Annotated in this window: 16 protein-coding genes and 2 pseudogenes; 17 read left to right on the top strand and 1 reads right to left on the bottom strand. The window is 47.9% G+C overall.

Annotated features, from left to right (window positions below; all coding sequences use genetic code 11):
* Positions 1 to 217: 217 nt before the first annotated feature.
* The 14 genes from rny to hfq all read left to right on the top strand — a co-directional run bounded on the left by rny (position 218) and on the right by hfq (position 17,759).
* Positions 218 to 1,789: a ribonuclease Y gene (gene rny / locus EPH95_RS02525; RefSeq protein WP_142087060.1), complete on the top strand. Its 1,572-nt coding sequence runs from the start codon at positions 218 to 220 to the stop codon at positions 1,787 to 1,789.
* Between the two features lie 250 nt (positions 1,790 to 2,039).
* Complete coding sequence (locus tag EPH95_RS02520) at positions 2,040 to 2,834, top strand: TIGR00282 family metallophosphoesterase (protein ID WP_142087058.1); 795 nt, start codon at positions 2,040 to 2,042, stop codon at positions 2,832 to 2,834.
* Between the two features lie 85 nt (positions 2,835 to 2,919).
* Positions 2,920 to 3,180 (top strand): stage V sporulation protein S, encoded by a 261-nt coding sequence (locus EPH95_RS02515; RefSeq protein ID WP_090398902.1) that lies wholly within the window; start codon positions 2,920 to 2,922, stop codon positions 3,178 to 3,180.
* A gap of 93 nt (positions 3,181 to 3,273) precedes the next feature.
* Positions 3,274 to 4,959: an ABC-ATPase domain-containing protein gene (locus EPH95_RS02510; RefSeq protein WP_142087056.1), complete on the top strand. Its 1,686-nt coding sequence runs from the start codon at positions 3,274 to 3,276 to the stop codon at positions 4,957 to 4,959.
* 212 nt (positions 4,960 to 5,171) lie between these two features.
* The gene (miaB, locus tag EPH95_RS02505; RefSeq protein WP_227004021.1) at positions 5,172 to 6,737 is read left to right on the top strand and encodes a tRNA (N6-isopentenyl adenosine(37)-C2)-methylthiotransferase MiaB; all 1,566 of its coding nucleotides are present in this window, start codon (positions 5,172 to 5,174) and stop codon (positions 6,735 to 6,737) included.
* Complete coding sequence (locus EPH95_RS02500; RefSeq protein WP_142087054.1) at positions 6,734 to 7,141, top strand: YlbF/YmcA family competence regulator; 408 nt, start codon at positions 6,734 to 6,736, stop codon at positions 7,139 to 7,141. Before miaB ends, EPH95_RS02500 begins: the two co-directional genes overlap by 4 nt.
* Positions 7,142 to 7,299: 158 nt before the next feature.
* Positions 7,300 to 8,991, top strand: coding sequence for an SLC13 family permease (locus tag EPH95_RS02495; protein ID WP_142087053.1), 1,692 nt, complete (start codon positions 7,300 to 7,302; stop codon positions 8,989 to 8,991).
* Positions 8,992 to 9,194: 203 nt separating this feature from the next.
* Positions 9,195 to 9,674 (top strand): Dps family protein, encoded by a 480-nt coding sequence (locus tag EPH95_RS02490; RefSeq protein ID WP_142087051.1) that lies wholly within the window; start codon positions 9,195 to 9,197, stop codon positions 9,672 to 9,674.
* Positions 9,675 to 9,899: 225 nt separating this feature from the next.
* On the top strand, positions 9,900 to 10,544 hold the full coding sequence (gene cotE / locus EPH95_RS02485) for an outer spore coat protein CotE (protein ID WP_142087050.1): 645 nt from the start codon (positions 9,900 to 9,902) through the stop codon (positions 10,542 to 10,544).
* 195 nt (positions 10,545 to 10,739) lie between these two features.
* Entirely contained in the window at positions 10,740 to 13,322 is a 2,583-nt protein-coding gene (gene mutS, locus EPH95_RS02480; RefSeq protein ID WP_142087048.1) for a DNA mismatch repair protein MutS, read from the top strand.
* A gap of 245 nt (positions 13,323 to 13,567) precedes the next feature.
* Complete coding sequence (gene mutL, locus EPH95_RS02475) at positions 13,568 to 15,442, top strand: DNA mismatch repair endonuclease MutL (RefSeq protein WP_142087046.1); 1,875 nt, start codon at positions 13,568 to 13,570, stop codon at positions 15,440 to 15,442.
* A gap of 286 nt (positions 15,443 to 15,728) precedes the next feature.
* A complete protein-coding gene (locus EPH95_RS02470; protein WP_142087043.1) occupies positions 15,729 to 16,610 on the top strand; it encodes a class I SAM-dependent methyltransferase in 882 nt (293 codons plus the stop codon).
* Positions 16,546 to 17,493 (top strand): tRNA (adenosine(37)-N6)-dimethylallyltransferase MiaA, encoded by a 948-nt coding sequence (gene miaA / locus EPH95_RS02465; protein WP_227004020.1) that lies wholly within the window; start codon positions 16,546 to 16,548, stop codon positions 17,491 to 17,493. Before EPH95_RS02470 ends, miaA begins: the two co-directional genes overlap by 65 nt.
* A 35-nt stretch (positions 17,494 to 17,528) precedes the next feature.
* Positions 17,529 to 17,759: an RNA chaperone Hfq gene (hfq, locus tag EPH95_RS02460; RefSeq protein WP_142087040.1), complete on the top strand. Its 231-nt coding sequence runs from the start codon at positions 17,529 to 17,531 to the stop codon at positions 17,757 to 17,759.
* Positions 17,760 to 17,793: 34 nt separating this feature from the next.
* On the opposite strand, the gene EPH95_RS02455 is transcribed toward hfq, so the two are convergent.
* The gene (locus tag EPH95_RS02455) at positions 17,794 to 18,771 is read right to left on the bottom strand and encodes a tyrosine-type recombinase/integrase (protein WP_160141556.1); all 978 of its coding nucleotides are present in this window, start codon (positions 18,769 to 18,771) and stop codon (positions 17,794 to 17,796) included.
* 153 nt (positions 18,772 to 18,924) lie between these two features.
* On the opposite strand from EPH95_RS02455, the gene EPH95_RS02450 reads away from it, so the two are divergent.
* The 3 genes and pseudogenes from EPH95_RS02450 to EPH95_RS02440 all read left to right on the top strand — a co-directional run bounded on the left by EPH95_RS02450 (position 18,925) and on the right by EPH95_RS02440 (position 22,366).
* The gene (locus EPH95_RS02450) at positions 18,925 to 19,812 is read left to right on the top strand and encodes an AAA family ATPase (protein WP_142087036.1); all 888 of its coding nucleotides are present in this window, start codon (positions 18,925 to 18,927) and stop codon (positions 19,810 to 19,812) included.
* A gap of 127 nt (positions 19,813 to 19,939) precedes the next feature.
* A pseudogene (hflX, locus tag EPH95_RS02445) lies at positions 19,940 to 21,084 on the top strand (GTPase HflX).
* A pseudogene (locus EPH95_RS02440) lies at positions 21,084 to 22,366 on the top strand (methionine gamma-lyase family protein). The pseudogenes hflX and EPH95_RS02440 overlap by 1 nt, the downstream one beginning before the upstream one ends.
* Positions 22,367 to 22,455 lie beyond the last annotated feature (89 nt).

The raw sequence follows: 22,455 nt of genomic DNA, 5'->3' as shown, positions 1-22,455 counted from the left end.
ACGATAGGGAAAAGAATCTTTATTCGTCATTGGGTGCGAACAGCGACCGCCCATGATACCCGCACTTTTTGAACAACAGAACGAAAGGCATCAACACCAACGAATGAACGCAGGCATCGCCTGCCTGCATTCTCTCCGTTTTTCGTTAGGCAAAGCCCGCAACGTTTTCGAATGGAAATGAACTGTACAATTGGATAGCAAAGGAGGTGTAGGCGAGATGGACGGAACACTCATCTTGACCATCTCCATTTTGCTTGTTGTCGTTGCTGTTTTAAGCGGGTTTATAGGTTATGTCATCCGAAGAAAAATTGCCGAAGCAAAAATTTCGAGCGCAGAATACACGGCAAAAAAGATGATGGAAGAAGCGGAACGCAACGCGGATAACAGCAAGAAAGAATCAATGTTGGAAGCCAAAGATGAAGCATATCGCTTGCGTTCCGAAGCCGAAGACGATATTCGCGAACGGAGAACCGAAATTCAGAATCAAGAAAACCGAGTTCTGAAAAAAGAAGAAACGCTTGACCGTAAAAGTGAAACGCTGGACGATAAGGAAGCATCATTGGAAAGTCGAGAAAAAGCACTCGCTGAGAAACAAGAAGAGACAGAAACGATGAATAGCAAAGTGGAACAAATGATAGCCGAGCAACAAGAAGAACTGGAACGCATTTCAGGATTAACGAAAGATGAGGCCCGTCAGATTGTTCGGAGTGAAACGGAGCGGGAGCTCGAACATGAAACAGCCGTTATGATTAAAGAGCATACGGATAAAGTCAAAGAAGAATCGAATAAAAAGGCGAAGGATATTCTCTCCCTTGCCCTGCAAAGATGTGCGGCGGATCATGTTGCAGAAACAACGGTCTCCGTTGTCCATTTGCCGAATGATGAAATGAAAGGCCGAATCATCGGGCGTGAAGGCAGAAATATTCGCGCATTGGAGACACTAACCGGGATTGATTTAATCATAGACGATACACCTGAGGCGGTTATTCTTTCCGGCTTCGACCCGATTCGCAGGGAAATTGCGCGCACAGCGTTGGAACGGCTCGTTCAAGACGGACGGATTCATCCCGCCCGCATTGAAGAAACCGTGGATAAAGCGCGGCGTGAGGTTGATGAACGGATACGTGAATATGGGGAAGAAACGACGTTTGAAATGGGGATTCATCATTTACACCCCGATCTTCTCAAAATTTTGGGCCGTCTGCGATTTAGAACCAGCTACGGGCAAAATGTCTTGAACCACTCCACCGAAGTCGCGTATTTGACAGGTTTAATGGCAGCGGAACTCGGAGAAGATGTGCAACTTGCCAGACGGGCCGGATTGCTTCATGATATTGGAAAAGCAATTGATCATGAAGTCGACGGCAGCCATGTTGAAATCGGCGTTGAATTAACGAAAAAATACAATGAAAACGAGGTCGTTGTGAACAGCGTTGCCTCTCACCACGGGGATGTCGAAGCAACCTCGGTCATTGCCACGCTCGTTGCCGCTGCAGATGCTCTGTCTGCCGCGAGACCGGGAGCAAGACGGGAAACGCTTGAAACGTACATTCGCCGTTTAGAAAAACTAGAGGAGATTGCAGAATCATTTGATGGTGTTGAAAAGACGTATGCCATACAAGCGGGTCGCGAAGTCCGCATTATGGTAAAACCAGACTTGATCGACGATGTGTTGGCCCATCGGCTGGCACGAGACATTACGAAGCGAGTGGAAAACGAACTTGACTACCCGGGACACATACGGATCACCGTTATTCGTGAAACGAGGGCAGTTAATTATGCAAAATAAGGCAGCACATTTGTGCTGCTTTATTATTTTTTTACCCTATAAAAAAGTATAAATGTATGGATGATCGGCTAAGAACAACTACGGAGTTTTTTAACAGATTGAAACAAATCCATTCACCGGAGTACGAAAAGGTTGCTCCCCCTTAAATATATCCATTTGCATAAAAGCAATACGTTTAACAGGTCATATAAAGTGGGTATAAGTGAGGATAGAAATGTCTCTTCATGACTAGAAAGTAGGTCTTAAGCGCATGCGACTATTATTTGTCGGAGATGTTGTCGGTCGCCCCGGACGAAATATCCTGGAAGACCAATTGCCGAAACTGAAGCAGAAATACAGGCCCCAGGTGACAATCGTTAATGGTGAAAATGCCGCGAGCGGGAAAGGGATCACAGAAAAAATTTATAAAAATATTTTAGGGTTTGGCGCTCAGGTTGTTACGCTCGGCAACCACACGTGGGCAAAGAATGAAATATTTTCATTTATTAACGAAGAAACAAACCTCATCCGCCCGTTAAATTATCCGCCGGGTGCTCCCGGAAGGGGCCAAACCTCCCTGAACGTGAATGGAGTGGAGCTCGTCGTCATCAATGCTATGGGACGAACGTTCTTGGAAGCAATTGACTGCCCCTTTCAGGCGCTGGACAAGGCGGTGGATGACGCCAAAAAACGAACACCCTTTGTGTTTGTTGATTTTCACGGGGAGGCAACCAGTGAAAAACAAGCCATGGGGTGGTTCTTGGACGGGCGTGCCAGTGCTGTTATCGGAACGCACACACACGTTCAAACAGCGGATGAGAGGGTCTTGCCGGGCGGGACCGCTTATTTGACCGACGTCGGCATGACCGGACCATACGATGGCATTCTCGGCGTTGACAAGGATGTTGTTTTGAAAAAATTCCAAACGTCACTGCCGGCAAAATTTGAAATTGCGAAAGGAAGGAGTCAATTAAACGCCGTATTTATGGAATTCGATGACAAGACAGGGAAAGCGCGAAAGATTGAGAGGCTCCTGATCAATGATGACCACCCAATCGTCGAGTAGATGCAAGCAGTAAGGCATAGAGAACGATCCAAAGAATATAGTAAGGGATAAAAGGTACCATTCCACAACTATAGGAGGGCTAATCATGGAAGTATTAAAAGTATCAGCAAAATCCACCCCTAACTCAGTCGCCGGTGCCCTCGCGGGCGTGATCCGCGAAAGAGGAGCTGCGGAAATTCAGGCTATTGGAGCAGGCGCTTTAAATCAATCTGTCAAGGCAATTGCCATCGCGAGAGGGTTTGTAGCACCCAGTGGAATTGACCTGGTTTGTATCCCGGCGTTTACCGACATTGAGATTGACGGTGAAGAGCGAACAGCCATTAAGCTCATTATTGAACCAAGATGATGAAAGAAAAACTCAGCGTATCTGATGCGCTGAGTTTTTCAAAGCCAATGCCGGACTTTTTGAACAACCTGTAGAAGTTGGAGTGAATGAGAGATGAAACAATTAAAGGAAACCTTACAACGAATCGATCGTAAAGGGTACAAAGCATATAATGATATTCGCGGGACGTTTACGTTCCCTTCATTTCGTTTACATATGGACCACATACAGGCAGATCCATATGCCAGTCCCTCGCGTGCAAGGGTGGAGATTAACCATCGGCAGTTACATATGGATAAGGACTTATATGAAAGCGGTCATCGTAACGTAGCGTTTACAGACTATGTGGCTCGCTCGGTTGGCAAGGCCCTTCGCCAACAAAAGGCGGAAAAAAGCATTTTCATCGATCGCCCCGGGCAAGAAATATTGGAGCGAACCGCGGTCGTTTGCGATATGGAGAAAGTGGAAGTTCGTCTATCCATCCATTTGCCCGCGCGCGGAAGAACGATCATGGGTGTGCAGGCGTCGAAACTTTTAACCGAACAACTGCCGAGTGTGATTGAACAAGCCCTCTATAATATTGATATGGAAGGGCTCAAAAAACATGTGGCGCTCAGCGATGACCAACAAGCCTTGCGTGCTTATGTGGAAGAGCGTGACGCGCTCGCGTTCGTCGCGGACGGTTCGATCCTGCCAAGAGTGAGCGGGGTGGAAAATCGCCCCCTTGACCCCGATCGGGCCATCTCCTTTGCAAGTCCTGAGACGATGGCGGCAACCGTTTCCTTGCCTCACTTCGGAGATATACGGGGGATGCTTATCCCGAAAGGCGTACATGTCATCGTCGGCGGTGGTTACCATGGCAAAAGTACGTTGCTTGAGGCACTGGAACGCGGCATTTACAATCATATCGACGGAGACGGGCGAGCCTATATCGTCACGGACACGAGTGCTTGCAAAATACGTGCCGAGGACGGACGCGGAGTGACCAATGTAAACATTTCTCCGTTTATCGACGACCTTCCGAATGAAAAAAGCACGGACCGCTTTCAAACGGACAATGCGAGCGGAAGCACCTCGCAGGCAACGAACATTATTGAATCCCTCGAGGCCGGCAGCCGCCTATTGCTCATCGACGAAGATACGAGCGCGACGAATTTCATGATCCGCGATTATCGCATGCAGCAACTCGTTTCTCCGGATAAAGAACCGATCACCCCGTTCATCGACCGGGTAAGGGACTTATACGAGGAAGAAGGCGTCTCCACGATTATCGTCGTCGGCGGCACAGGCGATTATTTCGATGTTGCCGATACGGTGACGATGATGGATGCATACCGCCCGTATGACGTCACCGGCAAAGCGAAAGATATTGCAGAAGAAGCTCGCAGCCAGCGGATTACCCACGAATCGGCGCCTTTCTCGGTGACAAGCACGCGCCAGCCTTTGGCAAAAAGTTTTGATGCCCGGCGCGGAAAAAAAGAAAAGGTCGATGCCCGCGGAAAACATACGATCCTTTACGGAAAGGAAACCATTGACCTTTCCGCGGTCGAACAATGCATCGATCCCAGCCAGACGAGAGCCATTGCACGAACGCTTCACTACTTGGCGAAAAAATACGTCAATGGAAACTATACGCTCGGAGAACTTCTTGATATCTATGAACGAGAAACTTCTTCCGGATTGGATGAATTGTCCCCTTTCAAAGGCAAACATCCCGGCGATTTGGCGAGGCCGCGCCGTTTTGAAATCGCGGCTGCCATTAATCGTTTGCGAACGTTGTCGATGCAACACGAACGTTAATCCCGGTGGTAAGCGCCCGTAAAACTCCCACTTCAAGCCCGCGAGCGGGAGTTAACGGGCGGCTAACACCCCGATTCGTTCAACTAACCATCAGAGAGAGATGAAAAACCTTCTCTGATGGAAGTTTCACTTTATAGAAGGTGGTTGTCTTCCGGGAAAGGAAGCTTTATAATTTGATGAGGAATGGAAAGAGGAAAGGGGGCTCCCCTCGCATGAACGAGGAACAACGTCGTCCATCGACAAAAGATTACAGCAAGTACTTTGATTTCTCCAATGCCACCATTGATATAAATGAAGACGGCCAAGAAATCATGAAGATCGGCGGCCGGCGCATTAAAATAAACGAACAGCCTAATTACCGAAGAGGCCAGCGGCGCCGCAAAGATGTGGAAGTTTATTATGACTTTAAAATTCCCGAAGACATGCAAAGCATCGGAAACGGAAAAAAATACTATATTCGCACGTATGGTTGCCAAATGAACGTGCACGATACCGAAAATATGTCCGGAATCCTCGAGGAACTCGGATTTACGTCTACGGATACGACCGATGATGCCGATGTTATTTTGTTAAATACATGTGCCATCCGTGAAAATGCGGAGAATAAAGTGTTCGGTGAAGTGGGCAATTTAAAAAACCTTAAAAAAGAAAGGCCGGAGGTCGTCCTCGGCCTTTGCGGCTGCATGTCCCAGGAAGAAAGTGTCGTCAATCGGATTCTGCAGAAACACCAACATGTGGATCTCGTTTTCGGCACCCATAACATTCACCGTTTGCCCCATTTGCTAAAGGATGCGATCCAGGGCAAGGAAATGGTCGTGGAGGTTTGGTCCAAAGAAGGCGACGTCGTAGAAAACATGCCGCGGCGCCGTCAGGGGAAAATTCAGGCCTGGGTGAACATCATGTACGGATGTGACAAATTTTGCACGTATTGTATCGTGCCTTATACCCGCGGCAAAGAACGAAGCCGACTTCCCGAAGATATTATCCATGAAGTGCGTGATCTCGCCAGGCAAGGCTATAAAGAAATTACGTTGCTCGGTCAAAATGTGAACGCCTATGGAAAAGATTTGGACGAGGAATATGGACTGGGCGACTTAATGGATGCAATCCGTAAAGTCGATATTCCGCGTGTTCGTTTTACCACAAGCCATCCTCGTGACTTTGATGACCATCTCATTGATGTGTTGGCAAAAGGCAACAACCTTCTCGAGCACATTCATTTGCCCGTTCAACATGGAAACAGCGACGTATTGAAATTGATGGGACGCAAATACACGAGAGAAGAATACGTGGAACTTGCACGCAAAATCCAAGCTGCCATGCCGCACGCCACGTTTACGACTGACATTATTGTCGGATTTCCGAATGAGACGGAAGAACAATTTCAGGATACCCTTTCCTTAGTGAAAGAAATTGGCTATGACAGCGCGTTTACGTATATTTATTCGCCGCGCGACGGCACGCCTGCGGCGCGCATGAAAGACAATGTCCCTCATGAAGTCAAACGCGAACGACTGCAAAGGTTGAACGCGCTCGTGAACGAATTATCCGCAAAAAGCAATGAAGCGTTGCAAGATCAGACCGTTGAAGTACTTCTTGAAGGGGAAAGCAAGAAAGATCCCGAGATCCTTGCCGGGCGCACGCGTACGAATAAGCTCGTCAACGTTCGTGCACCGAAAGCTTCCATCGGAAAACTTGTGGACGTAAAGATTACCGATGTGAAGACATGGTCATTAAATGGAGAAATGGTAGCATATAGCGAGGTGCAAAACGTATGACGGAGCATTTGTATACAAAAGATGAAATTATGGCGAAAACAAAGGAACTAGCCAATATGATGGTGGACACCGAAGAAGTCGACTTTTTTAGAAGAGCCGAGAAGACGATTAACCAAAACGAAAAAATCCAAAAGATGATTAGCGACATCAAGGCGAAGCAAAAAGAGCTTGTGAACTTGAAACATTACGGAAAAACCGAAGGGGTTCGCCAAAAGGAAGCAGAGATCAACGCGTTGCATGCCGAAGTGGATGAAATTCCGATTGTTAAAGAGTTTAAACAAAGCCAAAATGATGTAAATGAAATGTTGCAACTCGTATCCTCGACGATTTCAAATGAAGTCACCAACGAAATCAATCAACGATCGGATGCAGATGAAGACTCACCATTAAAACAAAACAAGTAGCGGCATGCCAACAAGCAACCAGCAACTGTCATGTGTGTAACACCATGCATGGCAGTTTTTGTTGGGTGAAAAAAATAAGCACAAGCCTTTCTTTTTTATTTTGCTATATGACAAGGCTTACAATTATCAACAAAGATGGACACAAGGGGGAAGGAGCCATGAAGTCATTCCCTGCCGAAGCATGGCAGAAATTATGGCAGCAACATCACCGCACGAAATCACTTTTAAATATTTTTTCATATAAACGAGACAACGGACAGCCATCGGAACAAGGGCAAGCGAATGACCAACAACAAGATATGCCCGGTAATGGCAATAACGATGAAGATCCCCCAGAATTAAAGAAACCGGGCTATACAAAGGCTCAACTCGTAGGTTTAATTCTCGGACCTTTGTTGTTTACAATAACCATGCTCTTTCTTGATCCTGAAGGGCTATCTGCTGCCGGGCGTTCCGTTCTGGCAGTGACATTATGGGTCGCCACTTGGTGGGTGACGGAAGCGTTGCCGATTCCTGCAACTTCGTTATTGCCGCTGTTTTTGATCCCGATGACAGGGGCATTGGACGGGGATACCGTCGCTTCAGCCTATGGAGATGATGTGATCTTCCTCTTTTTGGGCGGTTTTTTTATTGCCACGGCAATGGAGAAGTGGAATTTGCATCAACGTATCGCGCTTGCTATCATCGCGGCGATTGGAACGAGCACCCAACGGATTTTGCTTGGATTCATGGTTGCAACCGGTTTTCTCTCCATGTGGGTATCGAATACGGCGGCGGTTATGATGATGATCCCGATGGGATTGGCGATTACTGCCCAAGTGGCTGAATCCCTTAAGGATACGCCGGAAGAAAAGGAATTGCCCCGATTTGAAAAAGCGTTGATTTTCGGTATTGGATATGCCGGAACGATCGGTGGTATCGGTACGTTGATTGGTACACCCCCAAACATTATTTTGGCCGGGCAAATGGATCAACTGTTTGGTGTTACGATTTCCTTTGCCACCTGGATGCTTTTTGGTGTCCCGGTCGTGATTATATTATTGGCAGCGACTTGGCTGTATCTCGGAAGAATGCAATTTAAAACGTCCATCAAACAATTGCCGGGTGGACAAGCGTTGATACAAAAGGAACGCACCGCCCTTGGAAAAATTTCTTATGAAGAAAGCATGGTTGCGTTTGTCTTTTCATTTGCCGCCTTTATGTGGGTGACCCGGGAGTTTTTATGGGATGAAGATGAAGGGCTTGTTTTACAAATACCGGGCATTTCTGATGGCACTATTGCCATTTTGGCCGCTGTTCTATTGTTTGCCATTCCGGCTAAATCCGGAATCAGCAGCCGAATCCTGGATTGGTCCGACTCCAAGGAAATTCCGTGGGGCGTTCTCCTTCTCTTTGGCGGGGGATTGGCCATTGCCGCAGGTTTTACGGGTAGCGGTTTATCCGAATGGATTGGTGACCAATTGACCGTGTTGGCCGGCTTTCACATTTTCGTTATCATATTGGCAACAGCTGTATTGATTATGGCGTTAACGGAAATTACCTCCAATACGGCAACGGCAACGATGATTTTGCCAGTCGTGGCTTCTCTTGCACTCGCGCTGGATATTCATCCTTTCGCGCTCATGTTTCCCGCTGCTTTGGCAGCTAATTGCGCATTTATGTTGCCGGTCGGAACACCTCCGAATGCGATCATTTACGCGACAGGTAAGTTGAGGATAATTGAAATGGTGCGAGCAGGCTTCGCGGTAAACATCTATGCCACTATGCTCATTGTGCTCGCTGTGTACTATCTTGTGCCGATCGTGTGGGGCATTGATTTAATGTCCTTCCCGCAAGAGTTTATGAATTAAATAAGCGTCACCGGAAGATCCCCTTGTCGCATCGACAAGGGGATCTTTCTAAATTCAAGGCATAATTTTTGTGACAATCGGGAATGGAATAAGTAGAAACAAGTTTCATTAATAACGGTTGTTTTTTTATAATGATTATAATATAATAGACATTGTAATCAACAAAACAACCGAAAAAAAGATGCATGGAGGAGGCAATAAAAATGGCTAAACGACAAGCAACTGAAATTAAAGGGCAAGCCGGACGAGTGTTGGAGCAGGATTTGAACCGGGAATTTGCGAATATGCAAGTGTTATACGTAAAACTGCACAATTATCATTGGTTTGTAAAAGGCTCACATTTCTTTTCACTCCATGGGAAATTCGAGGAATTGTACAACAAGACGGCCACGTTCATGGATGATTATGCTGAGCAAATGCTCGCGATCCAGGTAAAACCGTTGGCAACGATGAAAGATTTTCTCGCCAACGCAACCATTGAAGAAGCTTCCGGAAACGAAGACGAACAGGAAATGGTGGAGACACTGGCCGCTGACCTACAAGCCCTAAGCAATCAATTGGTGGAACTTGTCGACGGACTCGAAGAACAAAATGCATTGTCTTTGGCGGATTCGATTCAGGGCATGGCCCGTGACTTCCAAAAAGACGGCTGGATGCTTCGGTCCTATTTGGGAAGAGACTAACGCATTTTTTACACTCAGGAAAGTTTTTAACTAATGCAAAGGACTAAAGTATAAGTAAAACTAAGGCTTCCGCCATCAGGACTTGGCGGCAAGCCAAGTTTTTCTAAACCTGCCATTACCGGCAGGTTTTTTTTATGTGTATGTCATGAACCAAAAATAAGCTCATACATATGAAGAAGAGGCATGCAAACGCCGGAAGTTGAATATTAAGGGAGGGACCGTCACTTGGATCATAAAAAGGAGCATTACCGGGAAATCATCACAAAGGCGGTTTGCGGAAAAGGTAAAAAATTTTCAAAGACGACCCACACGATCAAGCCTGCCCATCGACCGTCAAGCATTCTCGGTTGTTGGGTCATTAACCACAAGTACGATGCCAAACGAAAAGGGGACAGTGTAGAGATCACCGGCGACTACGATATTAATGTATGGTACTCTTATGACCATAACACGAAAACAGACGTGGCCAGCGAGAAAGTATCGTACAAGGAGCATGTTCCGTTAAAGATGCGCTCCGATGAAGTGATGACGGACGATTTTGATGTGATTGCGCGGGCGACAAAACAGCCGAATACAGTCGAAGCATCCATCTCCAAGAAGGATAAAGAAGTCAATGTGGAAGTGGAACGGGAGTTTGCGGCAGAGCTCGTCGGGGAAACGAAGATCTCTATTCTCGTTCACCCGGGAAAAGAAGATGATTATTATCGCGACATAAAATGGGAGGATCAAGTATCCGACCAAGAACTGAAGGATGAAATTCAACCCGATTTCTTGGGACGACGGCCGGGCGATTTTGAGTTAATGCACGATCGTGATCCGAAAAAAGGAAAAGACAGGGAAGAAGAGGTCCATGGCGAAAAAAAAGACTAAATGAAACAAACGAGTGAGGGATCCGTTCCCGTCACTCGTTTTTTAGGTTTCAGCACACTAACTTATTGGCACGATTCCTCGTCTGATTTTCTTTTTCACTTCGAGCGCATGTACTCCCTGTGCTATAATTTGAGATAGTAGTTTAATACTTTAAAAAATGTTAACGGTGGATTAAAGTATAGTGGAGGAATAGTCGTGTCGAAAATTACACCGATGATGCAACAATACTATGAGGTAAAAGAACAATATACGGATGCTTTTTTGTTTTTTCGGTTGGGAGATTTCTATGAACTGTTTTTCGACGATGCCGAATTGGCAGCCAGGGAGCTGGAAATCACCCTGACGCGCAGAGGGAAAGGGGAAGACGCGGCTCCCATGTGCGGGGTCCCGTATCATTCTTCCGAAAATTATATTGCCCGTTTAATCGATAAAGGATATAAAGTCGCGATCTGTGAACAAGTGGAAGACCCGCAAACAGCCAAAGGAGTTGTGAAGCGAGAAGTCATACGTGTTGTCACTCCGGGAACGATCATGGAAGAACGGGCCGTAACGGCGGATGCCAACCATTATATCGCGGCCTTGTCCGGCACGGATCATGAAAGGTTGGCCTATGTACGCACGGATTTAACGACAGGGGAAACCGATGGGGGCATCATCGGTTCCGAAGTGACCGATATTGAAAAAGCACTACTGGTTGATGGATTAAGAGAGGTTATTTTTCCGCGCGGGGAACTTCCGCCCGCGTGGGAAAAGTGGATAAAGACGGCGGCTTTAACGATCTCCTATGAAGAAAATGAGGCCATGCCCGATGCCTATGCCCATTTATACGATGGCTCGGATCCATCTGTTCGCGCTGCTTTCGGACGGGTGCTCCATTATTTGGCACGAACACAAAAACGTTCCCTCGCCCACCTGCAACCATTAGCCACGATTGAATCACAGGAATTTTTACAAATGGATCTACATACCCGGCGCAACTTGGAGCTCACCACTTCATTAAGGGAACGAAAAAAGAAAGGTTCCTTGTATGAACTGCTCGACGAGACAAAGACAGCGATGGGAAGCCGTCTGCTCCATCGTTTTTTGGAACGTCCATTAGCGAATAAAATGGAAGTGGAACGACGGCAGACGCTCGTTCATCAATTAGTGGATGACATGCTTACCCGTGCACAACTGCAGGATCAATTGCGCAATGTGTACGACCTGGAACGATTGGCGGGCCGCGTCGCGTATGGAAATGTTAATGCTCGTGAACTCGTGCAATTGCGAACGTCTTTGCAACAAGTGCCGGATATTGTTGAATTGTTGCCTGCACTTGGTGAGGAAGGTGTGCGTCTGACCGAAGATGTCGATATATGCGAAGCATTGCGTACACGCCTGGAAGCCGCGCTGGTGGATGATCCGCCGAACGCGATCCGCGAAGGAGGCATGATTCGGCGCGGCTTCCACGAAGAGCTCGATGAATACCGGGAAGCCAGCGAAAACGGGAAGACATGGCTCTCCAATCTTGAACACCAAGAGCGGGAAGCGACGGGAATAAAAAATTTAAAAGTAGGCTATAACCGTGTGTTCGGTTACTATATTGAAGTCTCCAGAGCGCAGTTGCCACACGTTCCCGACCATTTTGAACGGAAACAGACGCTGACAAACGCGGAGCGCTTTATCACTCCCGAATTAAAGGAAATGGAAAATCGCATTTTGGAAGCGGAAGAAAAAATGGAGCAATTGGAATTTGATCTTTTTAAAGGACTCCGGGAGGAAACAAGTGCGTACATTCCTCACCTGCAACAGCTTGCGCGAATGATTGCTTATGTCGATTGTTTGCAAAGTTTTGCCCAGGTCAGCGAAGAAAGGCGTTTCACACGTCCTCGCTTTTCCGAGCAGCGCACGATGTCGCTCATAAACAGCCGGCACCCTGTCGTTGAAACGACGTTGGACAGAGGAGCGTACGTTGCGAATGACGTCCATATGGATGAACGGCGGGAGCAATTACTCATTACCGGCCCGAATATGGCGGGCAAAAGTACGTACATGCGGCAAATCGCGATTCTTTCCGTGATGGCGCAAATCGGTTGTTTTGTGCCTGCAGACGAAGCGACTTTACCGCTGTTCGACAAGATTTTCACGCGCATTGGTGCCGCGGACGATCTCGTCAGCGGTCAAAGCACATTCATGGTGGAAATGCTTGAAACCAAACACGCTTTGAAGGAAGCAACGCCGGACAGTCTGATCCTCCTTGATGAAATTGGGAGAGGCACTTCTACATATGACGGCATGGCGCTTGCCCGTTCCATCGTGGAATATATTCACGAGCATATCGGGGCGAAAACGTTATTTTCCACCCATTATCATGAACTAACCATCCTGGAAGAGCAATTGGAAACACTATGGAATGTTCACGTGCGGGCAGAGGAAGAAGCGGGCGAAGTAATCTTTTTGCATAAAGTGGAAGAAGGGCGAGCCGATAAAAGTTACGGCATTCACGTTGCCCAATTGGCCCATCTTCCCGATACAGTGATTGAACGCGCGCGCACATTATTGGCTGAATATGAAAATGGACAAGTTCCGCGAGAAAATGCGAACGACATTCATGAACAGGTGCCGTTATTTACGTATGAAGAAGAAAAAAAACCGGCTCGTTCCGTTGATGAAAAAGAAACGTCCGAAGTTACAAAAGTGTCCGAGCAAATCCGTGATATGGATATTTTGAACATGACGCCGTTGGAAGCCATGCAAGCCATCAGCGAATGGCAAAAACAACTGCGTTCAAAAACTTAAGGTATGAAGCGGTCATGAAACCAGAATAGGTTTAATCGAGACCGATTTGCTCCGAGAGGAACCAGAGAAGCGAAGGAATCCCCCGTCCCTCAAAGAGGGAGAAGCTCGTCTTTTGAGGGGCGAAAACGCTCCCCAGGTGGGTGTGAGTAATACTCAAGCCGAGCACCTCGCGTCGCCATAAAACCGAACGGATCAAAAACAGGAAGCTGATCTAGCCAATTACATCATTTACCGGGAGGGGTCATATGAGTGCCATTGTCACGTTAGAAGAAACACTTTCCAATAAAATCGCTGCCGGAGAAGTCGTTGAGCGCCCGGCCTCTGTCGTGAAAGAGCTGGTGGAGAATGCATTGGATGCAGGGAGCACTCGAATCGATATTGACTTGCAAGATGGCGGCCTGTCCCGTATCCATGTTCTGGATAACGGCGGTGGCATTGCCCCCGAAGATGCAGAACTAGCGTTTTTGCGACATGCTACGAGTAAAATTAAAAATGAAGACGACCTTCATCATATTCAAACGCTTGGTTTTCGCGGGGAGGCCCTTCCGAGCATCGCTTCGGTCTCCAAGCTGACGTTGGAGACCGCCCAAAACCAGGAAGCAGGCATCCATCTGCGTTATCAGGGAGGGCGGTTGATCGCCCGTGCGAAAAGCAAAGCGCGCCAAGGTACCTCGGTTCTCGTCGAAGAACTTTTTTTCAATACGCCTGCTCGTCTAAAGTACATGAAAACCGTTAATACAGAACTAGGAAATGCTACCGATATCGTGAACCGAGTGGCTTTGGCGCGCCCGGATGTTTCTTTTCGCTTGATCCACAACGAGCGGCAAGTGCTGTTTACAAACGGAAATGGGGACCGACGCGCCGTTTTGTATGCCATTTATGGCAAACAAGTGGCAAAAAACATGCTGACGGCGACGAGAAACTCCCAGGATTTTGAGATATCCGGCTTTATGGCAAAGCCAGAAATAAACCGTGCAAGCCGCCATTATATGAGTGTTTTTATTAACGGACGGTACATTAAACATTTTCCATTGTTGAAAGCGATTGAAAAAGCGTACCAAACGTTGCTCCCCATCCATCGCTATCCAATCGCTGCCGTTGCGATTACGATGAACCCAGCCTTGGTGGATGTCAATGTGCATCCATCAAAATGGGACGTGCGTATCAGTAAAGAAGAAACGTTACTGTTGGAAGTCACTGAAATGATCCGGGAATGTTTGCAGCAAGAGACGCTTATTCCGGAACAAACCGAGCGCTCGCTCCATCGTCCCGTTCCCGAAAAACCTCGGGAAGAAGTGAGGGAACTGCCGCTTACCTTTGCCAACAAGCCAGAACAGTATACACCAACATCCTCCAGCGTAACCGGACAAAATATCGAGCAAAATAAAAAGGAAAGCGTTCTGAACGCGGAGGAAGAACATCTGACCGTTGAAAAAAATAAGCCTCATCCACCCCATTCAGACGTTGTTGCACAAGAAGAGGGGCGTGAAGAAGAGGAGCAAGTTCACGAGGGCTCAGATACGGAAGCGGAATGGCAACGAGTACCGGTTTTGTATCCCATCGGCCAGTTGCATGGCACGTATATATTGGCGCAAAACGATCAAGGGCTTTATTTGATTGACCAACACGCCGCTCAAGAACGGATTCACTATGAATATTATCGGGATAAGCTTGGCGATCCGGAACAAATGAGCCAATCGCTGCTCGTTCCTTTTACGATGACGTTTACACCCCAGGAAGCGGCGCGCATCGAAGAGTTGGGGACGAGCCTCGGGGAAATGGGGATTCATATGGAAGCCTTCGGTGTGCACACGTACCGTGTCCGCGCCCATCCCACTTGGATCCCCAAAGGGATGGAAGAGGAGACGATCCAGGAACTGATAGCTCAATTGCTCTCCTTAAAAAAACCGGATATTCCGGAGTTGCGTGAAGAAGCGGCCGCTTTAACGTCCTGTAAAGCAGCGATTAAAGCCAACCGGCATTTGCGCTCCGATGAAATGTTCGCGCTGCTTGAAGAAATGCGGGCATGCAAGAACCCGTTTACGTGTCCGCATGGACGCCCGATATATGTCCACATTACGAGCTATGAGCTTGAAAAAATGTTCAAACGGGTGATGTGAAAAGATTCAACACATCGTCACACTTGTTCGGCGTTGTCCACTGCAGTGTTTGTTAGAATAAAAGTAAAAGGGAGAAAAAGGAGAGAAAACCATTGACAGGAACAGATCTCGTCGCGATCATCGGTATTTCAGCTATCGCTGTTGCAGCAGCTGTTATCATGACTTTTGTACTCTTCAAGATGGCAACATCCGATAAAAATTAGTGTATAAATGAGAAGGTGTGCCCGTCCGGCACATCTTTTTTTCGTTTTAAGGAAAACGTTGTATTGAGCGCTGGAATGAATCCATGTACACTGTAGATATGAAACCCTATCAAGTGATTGTCACGACGAGCCGCTATCCGACGCTGGAAATGCAAACGCGCGCATCGCAATTGGCCGAACGTCTTCAATGTTCATATGAGACGCGTTACCGAAAAACAATTACGGCTTTTTTGCAAAAAACGGAGACCGTATATATGGTCGGTAAAGATGGACGGGATAGGCTATACGCTGGAGAAGAGGGGGACCATCCGTTTTTTTTCCACCCGAGCATGGCAAAAATACGCGTTCAACGTCTCATGGACGCCGAAGCTGACCCGCTTGTTGCGGTTGCGCAATTACAGCCTGGAGACGCATTTCTGGATATGACGCTTGGCTTTGGCGCGGACAGCATTGTCGCGAGCTACGCCGTCACCGCCGATGGATGGGTAACCGCTGTTGAAAAAAGCCCCTATATCGCAGAAGTGGTGGCCAGAGGCTTGCGTTGCCACCAAGAAGACCTTCCGGCATTAAATAAGGCGATGCGAAGAATATCGGTCGTTCAACAAGATCACTTTGCTTATTTACAATCCGTGCCGGAAAATAGTTTTGATGTCGTTTATTTTGATCCTATGTTCACGCAGGGACGCTCGCGATCGGCACACGTCGAACCGCTGCGCGCCTTGGCTCATACAGGCAGCCTTACCGAAGCGGTTATTAGGGAAGCCAAAAAAGCGGCCAAACGCTCAGTTGTCCTAAAGGCAGAGCGAGACAGCCATCTTTTTGAGCGTTTTGGGTTTCACAATGTAAAGAAGCATCGAACCGTTTCGTACGGAACGATTCAGATGGAAGGTGGCCAGGAAGGTGAAAAAACCGGTAATTGTGGTCGTTGGACCCACTGCGGTGGGAAAAACGACAATCGGCATTGAAATGGCGAAACACTTTTCGGGGGAAATCATTAATGGGGACGCTTTTCAAGTCTATAAGGGGTTGGACATTGGAACGGCGAAAGTGAGCGAAGAAGAAAAAGAAAGCATTCCCCATCACCTGATTGATATTCTTGATCCGACGGATACATATTCAGCCGCTCGCTTTCGCCAGGACGCCCATCGCAAAATGGCGGACATAGGGGGACGTGGACACCTTCCAATCGTAGTCGGCGGAACGGGAATGTATATCAAAGGATTAACGGCTGACTGGTCATTCAGTGAAACAGGAAGGGATCAAGCCCTCCGCGACCGACTGGAAGCGCGAGCCAGGGAAGAGAAGGGGGAGATCCGGCTGCATGAAGAATTGCAAACCCTTGACCCAGAAGCGGCCGAACGAATCCATTATCGCAATGTGCGAAAAGTGATTCGCGCCCTCGAACTGTTATATGCCGGCAAACCTCCTCCGGATCCCGTGGAAAGCGAAAACACGACGGCCAAGGCATATGAAGTGATTATGATCGGATTAACGATGGAACGTTCCTTGCTCTATGAACGGATCGAGTCCCGCGTCGACCAAATGATTGCCTCGGGGCTGTTGTCGGAAGTGCGTGCATTATACGATGCCGGTATCCGTCACACTCAATCGATGAAAGGGATCGGTTACAAAGAGCTCGTAGCATACCTTGACGGAAATTATTCATGGTCGGAAGCAATTGCTCAACTGAAGAAAAATTCACGGAGATTTGCGAAAAGACAGCTCACCTGGTTTCGAAACAAGGAACAAGTGACGTGGTTTGAACTTGGGGAAGATGGCAAGCAGGATGTGACTGAAAAAATTAAAGCACACCTTGCAGGACAATTAAGGCGCATGTCGAAAGATTAATAAAAGCGAAAGGTTTTCGAAGGGGGATAAACATAATGAAGAATGTTAACATTCAAGATCAATTTTTGAATACGCTGCGGAAAGATAATATCCCGATTACAATTTTTCTTACGAACGGATTTCAACTTCGGGGCTACTTGAAAGCATTTGACAATTTTACGATCGTCATTGATACGGATGGGAAGCAACAATTGGTTTACAAACATGCCATTTCCACCTTTGCCCCCAAGCAAAACGTTGAGTTGCAATTGGAACCCAACGATTAAAAAGGACTCCGCCTTGCTTGTAGGCGGAGTTTCCTCATTGGGACAACTCGTCTATGTACGCTTGATAACGTGTCAATACGAGCGTGGAATGGAGACCGAGAACATCTTGAATGTATTCAAGCGTATGCCCGCGTTTTAGGGAAGACACAATAAAAGTATGGCGTAAATGCCGGGCGCTTTTTCCGGAAGCCACACCCGCCCGCTTCGCTTCTTCCCGAATCATTTTTTGCATCGCCACAATCGTTAAACGTTTCGGTTCATCATTTTCGTACGACCAACGGTAGGTCTGTTTTTGAAAGTCAAAGGCGACAAACAAAGGGTGATTTTGCCCGGGGTAAGGACGAACAGGCTTTGGGATCGCTTTTAAATAGTGGTTCAGGTCCCGGCGGTCTTGCTTGGAGAGTTGAATATGCCTCGGTCGCACTTCGCCATCATCCGGAGAAACGGCCATTGTCCCTATGCCTAAGTTCACGTCATCCAGGCTTAATCCGTGTAATTCCTGCAGTCGCAACCCATAATGGAGAAGGAGTTGGATCATCGCTTTGTTACGTGGAGCCAAAAGCGGACGGGCTTGTATCTGATCCTCGCTTAAGCCAAGATCGGAATCCAAGCTTGTAAACAAACGGGAAAGTTCTTTTTGGCTGAATAAATCGTTCTCGCTGATCGTTTCATCCGTTTCGGCGGGGAGGGGGACATTTTCCATGATGTTCCCGGCAAGCCCGTGGGTTTGGGAGAGATATTGAAAATAACGCCGTAAGACGGTTGCGATTCGTTTTGACGTTTTCCGGTTGTATTTGCGTGTATCATTGATAAACATAAAATAATCTTCGATCATGTCGGGTTTTAAATGCTGGATGCCCAAGGGTTTTTCTTCCGCGTGAACCGCCGCAAATCGGTAAAAATCCGCGAGATCATACGTGTATCGGCGGATGGTGGAGGCTTTTCTTCCCCTGGATGCCAAAAAATCAAGAAACCGCCGCGCTTCTTTCGGCAATGTTGCTGGATCGTGCATAACGTCCCTCCTCCCCATCTCCGCTTTCCGGTTGTCTCTGATATCTGGCTTCTGACTTCCGAACTCCGGAATCACACATTTGCGCCTTCCTGCGTAAACTATGGGCAGATGCCCTGGTAAATCTGTTTTGACCAGAGAAGCGGAGGGGTTATAATGCATGCGCAAAAATCAAAATCGCGTATACGGGTGCTCATTCAAGACCGGGAACGTGATCAACCTGACTCCGATCACTATGTCTTGCAAAAAGCGGAACAACAGTTGTATAAACTCGTTGGTGTCAGCGAATTGAAAACGTTCATTCGTGAAGTCTACGCTTGGATTCATATTAACCGCTGTCGGGAAAAACATCAATTAAAAACGAAGCGGCAATCGATGCACATGATTTTCAAAGGAAACCCGGGAACCGGGAAAACGACGGCAGCACGTTTACTCGGCGACATGTTTCGGGAATTGGGCTTTTTAGAGAAAGGGCATTTTATCGAAGCAGAACGGGCGGATCTCGTTGGAGAATATATCGGGCAAACGGCACAAAAAACAAAAGAGATCGTGCAAAAAGCCGAAGGCGGAATTCTATTCATAGATGAAGCTTACGCCCTCGCCAGAGGAGGAGAAAAAGATTTTGGCAGGGAAGCAATCGATACGCTCGTAAAGGCAATGGAGGATCAGACGCCTCCGTTCGTACTCATTTTAGCCGGGTATTCAAGGGAAATGGAACGCTTCCTTGCCATGAATCCGGGACTGCCATCCCGTTTTCCCGTACAGCTTGATTTTCCTGATTTCTCCCTGGAGCAGTTAATGAAAATCGCGGAAGATATGCTGGTGGAACGAGATTATATCTGGACATGGGAAGCGAAAGACAGAATGCAGAAAAAAATACACTTGCAGCGCCCGGGGGACGGGGCCAGCGCTTTCAGCAACGGACGCTATGTGCGAAACCAAATTGAGCAGGCCATTCGCCATCACGCGGTCCGAACGATGCGGGAAAAAAAGGAACACGATAAAGATGCGTTACGGACGTTAATCGGCGCCGATTTTAAATAGCATGGAGGGTTTGGCTTTTGGAAAGAGTGATCGCTACAGCTGTTATCAGTGAAAAGGAAACCGAGGCTGAAGCATACGCCTCGCTTGAAGAGTTGAAAAGTCTCGTCATAACGGCAGGGGGACGGTAATGGCGGCCACGGTGCAAAATCGCCCTGCCCCCGACGTATCCACGTATGTCGGAAAAGGGAAGGCAGATGAAATTGAAGCACTCGTGGAAACGTGGGAAGCCGACGTTGTCGTTGTAAACGGAGAGTTGTCGCCGAGGCAAGGACAGTCGCTTGCCGCGAGAACGAGCGCCCGTGTGATTGACCGTACCCAGTTAATTTTAGATATCTTTGCTGATCGCGCACGGACCAAAGAAGGGCGCATTCAAGTCGAGTTGGCTCAACTTACGTATTTGCTGCCGAGGTTGCGCGGCCAGGGACACGCGCTCTCGCGCCTCGGGGCGGCATCGGCACGCGTGGTCCGGGCGAAACGAAGCTGGAAACGGATCGTCGCCATATTCAAAAGAGAATGGATGAATTAAAAAAGAATCTGCGGCGAATACGCAAACACCGGACCACGCTCCGCGAGCAACAAAAAAGACAAAATGACCCGCAATTTACACTTGTCGGGTATACCAATGCCGGGAAAACCACGTTATTAAACGCGCTCACAAATGAAGAAGCGTTAGCCGAGGATTTGTTATTTGCAACGTTGGACCCGTTAACGCGGGCGATGCGTCTGCCATCAGGTTTAGGGGTAAGAGTCAGTGACACGGTCGGGTTTATCCGCGATTTGCCAACGACGTTGATCGCGGCATTCCGTGCAACGTTGGAAGAAGTGTCGGAGGCGGATGTGCTCGTTCATGTCATTGATGCCACAAGTCCGGAAGCGGATGCGGAAAAGCAAACGGTTATGGAACTATTGGATGAACTGGGAGCGGGAGACATCCCGATCATCACAGTGATGAATAAAGCTGAAAACCTTGACGAGGATACGGTTCCGGCCGTAAGTGCTGCGCGCCCGAGATTATATGTAAGCGCGCGGGAAGATAAAAATATCGACGAATTGCAAACCGTTATGGAAGAAGAATTAATAAAGCAAATGTCCTTTTACTCCATTTCCATCCCCGCCAGTGATGGGCGGCGTCTCTATGCGATTCGAAAGTCGACGATTGTCAGAGAAGAGACTTTTGACGAAGAAAACGAAATGTACAAGCTGCAAGGCTATGCATTCGATCATCATCCGCAAATTGCAGCCAAAAAAGATATAAAGGAAGATCATCGCTAATGGATACAAGTGACTTACAAAATACCTCGAAAATCTCTCGTTGGTTAGCGGAGATCGAGGAAGAATGGATGCCGCTTCAACGGGAAATCGAAAGGGTAGTTGAAGCCAACCAGGCGAAAATCTTGAACGCTTACCGGCAGGAGAATATCTCCGACGACCATTTGCAAGGGTCGGACGGATACGGATACGATGACGCGGGAAGAGAAGCGCTCGGCCGTGTTTATGCGCGTGCGTTCGGAACCGAAGCTGCCATCGTGCGGCCTCAGTTTGTCTCCGGCACACACGCGATTACCGCGGCATTGTTTGGCAATTTGCGCCCCGGGGATGAAATCGTCTATGCAAGCGGAGATCCGTATGAGACGATGAAAGAAGTGCTCGGACTCGTGGGCGATAGCCCAGGTAATTTCCGCGAATATGACATCGAGACACGCGTGTTACCGTTGACCCCGTCCGGTGAGGTTGATCTCGATCGATTGCCGGAGGTCGTCCACGAAAAAACGAAATGGGTGGTCATCCAGCGATCGAAAGGATATGATGAACGACCGTCGATTCCCGTTGAGCAACTGGAACAGCAGATTCGGTCTATCAAAAAGCGTTGGCCGCACGTGCATGTGTTTATCGACAATTGTTACGGCGAATTTGTTGAAAAAAAAGAACCGGGACATGCAGGCGCCGACTTATTGGCCGGTTCGTTAATCAAAAATCCGGGTGGAGGATTGGCAAAAACCGGCGGTTACATTGCCGGGAAGGAGTCTTTGGTCGAACGGGCGGCATCCAGGTTGAGCGCCCCGGGGATCGGTTTGGAAGCAGGGGCAACCGGTTCATTTCTCGGCGAAGCGTTTCAAGGTTTTTTCCTCGCTCCGATGATCGTGGGAGAAGCGTTAAAAGGCGCCCATTTTACATCCGCTTTGCTGGAAAAAGCGGGCTTTGAAACAAACCCGGCCCCGTTTACGCCGCGGACGGATTTGATCCAATCGGTGTCGTTTCAAGACAAGGAACAGATGATTTTATTTTGCCAAAACATTCAAAAATACTCCCCGATCAATGCTTATGTGACCCCGATTCCCGGTCCTTTGCCCGGATATGAAGGAGACGTTATTATGGCAGCGGGCACTTTTATTCAAGGGGCCAGCATTGAAATGAGTGCGGACGGACCGGTTAAACCTCCGTATACGGCATATGTGCAAGGGGATTGTCTTTTGCGCATGTAAAAATTGCCGTCACTCAAGCGTTAGATACGATGATAAACAGTGATGTGAAGAATCATGACATAAATATGTAAAATAACTTGACACCTGAATCGAATGTGCGTAAGATAAAGCTATATTCGATAACAGATGTGAAGGGAAGGGGGAGAGAACGTGGGACAAA

Source organism: Salicibibacter halophilus, assembly GCF_006740705.1.
In the GTDB taxonomy this organism is placed as follows: domain Bacteria; phylum Bacillota; class Bacilli; order Bacillales; family Marinococcaceae; genus Salicibibacter; species Salicibibacter halophilus.
This window is presented reverse-complemented; position numbering and strand designations above follow the sequence as displayed.